At 47.9% G+C, this 4,074-nt stretch carries 3 protein-coding genes; all 3 read left to right on the top strand.

What is annotated here, in order from left to right:
- Positions 1-968 precede the first annotated feature (968 nt).
- Positions 969-1,313, top strand: a complete 345-nt coding sequence (locus tag P9687_RS16130; protein WP_035184253.1) for a metal-sensitive transcriptional regulator — start codon at positions 969-971, stop codon at positions 1,311-1,313.
- Between the two features lie 15 nt (positions 1,314-1,328).
- Positions 1,329-1,535: a copper chaperone CopZ gene (gene copZ / locus P9687_RS16125; protein ID WP_328228664.1), complete on the top strand. Its 207-nt coding sequence runs from the start codon at positions 1,329-1,331 to the stop codon at positions 1,533-1,535.
- 93 nt (positions 1,536-1,628) lie between these two features.
- Positions 1,629-4,043, top strand: coding sequence for a heavy metal translocating P-type ATPase (locus P9687_RS16120; protein WP_328228665.1), 2,415 nt, complete (start codon positions 1,629-1,631; stop codon positions 4,041-4,043).
- The last annotated feature ends 31 nt before the right edge of the window (positions 4,044-4,074 follow it).

The following is a 4,074-nucleotide window of genomic DNA, read 5'->3' as shown; positions in this document are numbered from 1 at the left end:
TTCAAAAAGACATTTCGGGTTCGGATGCCGCGTGTTTTGTTCTTTTGACAGGTTCAAAAAGACATTTCGGGTTCGGATGCACCGTGTTTTGTCTTTTTGGCAGGTTTAAAAGGACATTTCGGGCCCGGATGCACCGTGTTTTGTCTTTTTGGCAGGTTCAAAAGGACATTTCGGGCCTAGGTGCGGCTTGTTTTGTCTTTTTGGCAGGTTCAAAAGGACATTTCGGGCTCGGATGCACCGTGTTTTGTCCTTTTGGCAGGTTCAAAAAGACATTTCGGGATCGAATGCCGCGTGTTTTGTCCTTTTGACGGCTTCAAAAAGACATTTTGGGATCAGTCGCGATTCCTTAGAGGGGCTCTACGTTAAGAAAGCACGGAAAATTGACGGTCTTTCTTCATGTAGAGCCCGTCTACGTTAAGGAAGCACGCAAAAACGAAGACCTTCCTTCACATAGGGTACGTCTATGTTAAGGAAGCGCGGAAAAAAGACGACCTTTCTTCACATAGAGGGCGTCTACGTTAAGGAAGCACGAAAAATTGAAGGTCTTTCTTCACGTAGAGCCCGTCTACGTTAAGGAAGCACGCAAAAACGAAGACCTTCCTTCACATAGGGTACGTCTACGTTAAGGAAGCGCGGAAAAAAGGCGGCCTTCCTTAACATAGAGCCCGTCTATGTTAAGAAAGCGCGGAAAAACGAAGACCTTTCTTCACATAGGGCGCGTTTCGAGTGCAAGCTTTTCCCTGCATTTTTAAAAAACTTGCATTAAATTGATGCCAAAGCTGTCAGCATCCTTGCCAAATTTAGGAATTTGGCTTATTCAGCAAGTTCCAATTTAAAACAAGATCGCTTATTTGAAAAGGTGATCAACATTTCCGGGCCATTTGACGTACGCTTCAGAAATAGGAGCATCTCTATTGACATAGTATACCGGGGAGAGGTATATTTTACATATACGAGGAGGCCAGGATATGGAGGAATTGGATATCATGATGGATGCCCGGAATGAAGCTTCCGTTTGCCCCGCCCACAGTGAACGTAAAAGCCACCATTCGGAAAAAGTGAAAAGGAACCTGGTCAGCAGGTTGAACCGTATTGAAGGGCAGGTAAGAGGCGTAAAAGGCCTTATCGAAAAAGATACCTATTGCGATGATGTCATTACCCAAATCGCTGCCATCCAATCTGCCTTAAACGGCGTGTCGAAGATCCTGCTCGAGGGCCACTTGAAAAATTGTGTCTTGGAACGGATTCAAGAAGGGGATCTCGATGTGCTGGATGAATTTTTAGTAACCATACAAAAAACAATGCGAAAATAAAGGAGCGAATGGATCATGGAAAAAGTAACCTTAAATGTACAAGGCATGTCGTGCGAACATTGTGTAAAAGCGGTTAAAGGAAGCGTCGGCGAATTGTCAGGCGTGAAAAATGTAGATGTTCATTTGGCAGAAGGAAAAGTGGATGTTGAATTCGATACGAATGAAGTTACGCTTGATAAAGTAAAAGAAACAATTGAAGACCAAGGCTATGAAGTAGCGTAAATCCGGACAAAACGGGCTGTGCTTTCGGGCACGCTCTCTTTTTTCAAAAAAATATACCTATAGAGGGTATAAAAGGCGTCAGGAGGAATGGATATGGCCGCATCACTACAGGAAAAACAGGACGCCAGCGTCACGCTTGGCATTACCGGCATGACGTGTGCAGCTTGCGCCAACCGGATTGAAAAGAATTTATCGAAAGTGGAAGGTGTCAAAAAAGTAAGTGTGAACCTGGCAACAGAAAAAGCTGCCATTCAATACGATACGAAACAGGCGACCGTCGAAAATTTGATCGAAAAAGTGGAGAAAACGGGTTATGGCGTATTAGAAGAAAAAGCGCAGCTCAATATTATAGGCATGACATGTGCGGCATGCGCCAACCGCGTGGAGCGGGCGCTGAAAAAAACCCCCGGTGTTGTGAGTGCCGCCGTCAACCTGGCAACGGAAACGGCAAGTGTTACATACCTGCCGGGGCAGGCAAGCGCTGAACAAATGATTGCCGCTGTAAAAAAGGCCGGCTATGACGCAAAAGTAAAAGGCGAACTCGATCCGGACTATGAAAAGAAGATGCGTGAGAAAGCATACAAAAAGCAAAAAATAAAATTTGCAGTTGGTGCTGTTATCTCAGTCTTTTTCCTGTTGCAAATGATTTCGGATATCGCTATGCATTACGGCGGCAGTTTTTCATTCCATATGAACCCGTGGCTGCAGCTTTTGCTTGCTACAATCGTGCAAATCTTTGTCGGCGGCCATTACTACAGGGATGCTTACCATGCAATCCGGGGCGGGAGTGCCAATATGGCCGTTTTGGTTGTGCTTGGGACGTCTACGGCCTATTTATACAGCCTTGTCCTCACCATCCTCGGTTCCGGGCGCATGCTTTACTTTGAGGCATCCGCCATTGTGATGACGCTGATCGTTCTTGGCAAACTGATGGAAACGAGGGCAAAAGGCCAAACATCAGAAGCGATGAAAAAACTGATGGGCCTGCAGGCAAAAACGGCTCGAGTCAACCGGGGCGGAAAAGAAATTGAAGTACCGGTTGAAGAAGTCGTCCCCGGCGATATACTTCTTGTCCGCGCCGGGGAAAAAATTCCGGTTGACGGCGTCATCACAGAAGGGGCTTCTTCTGTCGATGAGTCCATGCTGACCGGCGAAAGCATGCCTGTTTCAAAAAAAGCGGGCGATGCCGTCATCGGTGCGACATTGAATAAAACCGGTTCGTTCCGTTTTAAAGCTACGAAAGTCGGGAAAGATACGGCACTCAGCCAGATCATTAAACTCGTGGAAGAGGCGCAAGGGTCGAAAGCGCCGATCCAGCATCTGGCTGACCAGATTTCGGGTATTTTCGTACCGATCGTCATATTGATTGCATTGGTGACATTTGCGGTGACGTATTTTGCGGCCGGATTCACCCCTGCGATGGTCAGCATGGTTGCTGTGCTCGTCATCGCCTGCCCTTGCGCCCTCGGGCTTGCTACCCCGACAGCAGTCATGGTGGGAACCGGCCTCGGTGCTGAAAACGGCGTGCTGATCAAAAGCGCGGAGCATTTGCAAAGCGCCCATCGCATTACGACTGTTGTACTCGATAAAACCGGTACGATTACAAAAGGAGAGCCGGAAGTAACAGATCTCATTCCATACGGCGGTTTTTCAGAGGATGATTTGCTTGCCATTTCCGCCGCAGCCGAAAAAGGATCGGAACACCCGCTTGGTGCAGCCATTGTAAAAAAAGCGGCTGAAAAGGGCCTGCAACTGCCAAATGTTATGGAATTCGAAGCAGTCCCGGGCCGTGGTATCCGGGTTAAAATAGAGGAAAGAGAAGTTTTGATCGGGAATAAAAAAATGATGGAGGATGCGCATATCCGGATCGACGATGTGATCAGCCAAATGGAAAAACTTGAGGAAGACGGCAAAACAGCCATGCTGGTTGCAATGGATGGCGCGCTTTCCGGACTGATTGCTGTTGCAGACACGGTAAAAGAAACATCGGCAAAAGCGATCCGCATGTTGAAAGAAATGGGCATTGAAACGGTCATGATGACAGGCGATAACCGCCGTACTGCCGAAGCGATTGCCCGGCAAGTCGGCGTGGATCGTGTGCTCGCGGAAGTGCTGCCGGAAGATAAATCTAAAGAAGTTGAAAAATTAAAGCGTGCCGGCAACATCACCGCAATGGTCGGCGACGGGATCAATGATGCCCCGGCTCTTGCTGCAGCCGATGTCGGGATTGCGATTGGAACCGGGACAGATGTTGCGATGGAGGCCGCTGATATTACTTTAATGCGCGGCGACCTAATGGGGATTGTCAACACAATCCGCTTGTCGAAAGCAACGATGCGGAAAATCCGCCAGAACCTGTTCTGGGCTTTTGCTTACAATGTGGTTCTGATCCCGGTTGCAGCATTCGGGTTGTTAAATCCGATTCTGGCCGGAGCAGCCATGGCCTTCAGTTCTGTGTCAGTTGTGGGCAATACCCTGTTCTTGCGCAAATGGCAGCCGGTATCATGACATATAGAAAATAAAAACCGTTATTTTGATC

This window comes from Weizmannia sp. CD-2023, from assembly GCF_036225245.1.
GTDB classification, from domain to species: domain Bacteria; phylum Bacillota; class Bacilli; order Bacillales; family Bacillaceae_C; genus Weizmannia; species Weizmannia faecalis.
The sequence above is the reverse complement of the archived record's forward strand: the minus strand, read 5'-3'. Positions and strand labels throughout refer to the sequence as shown.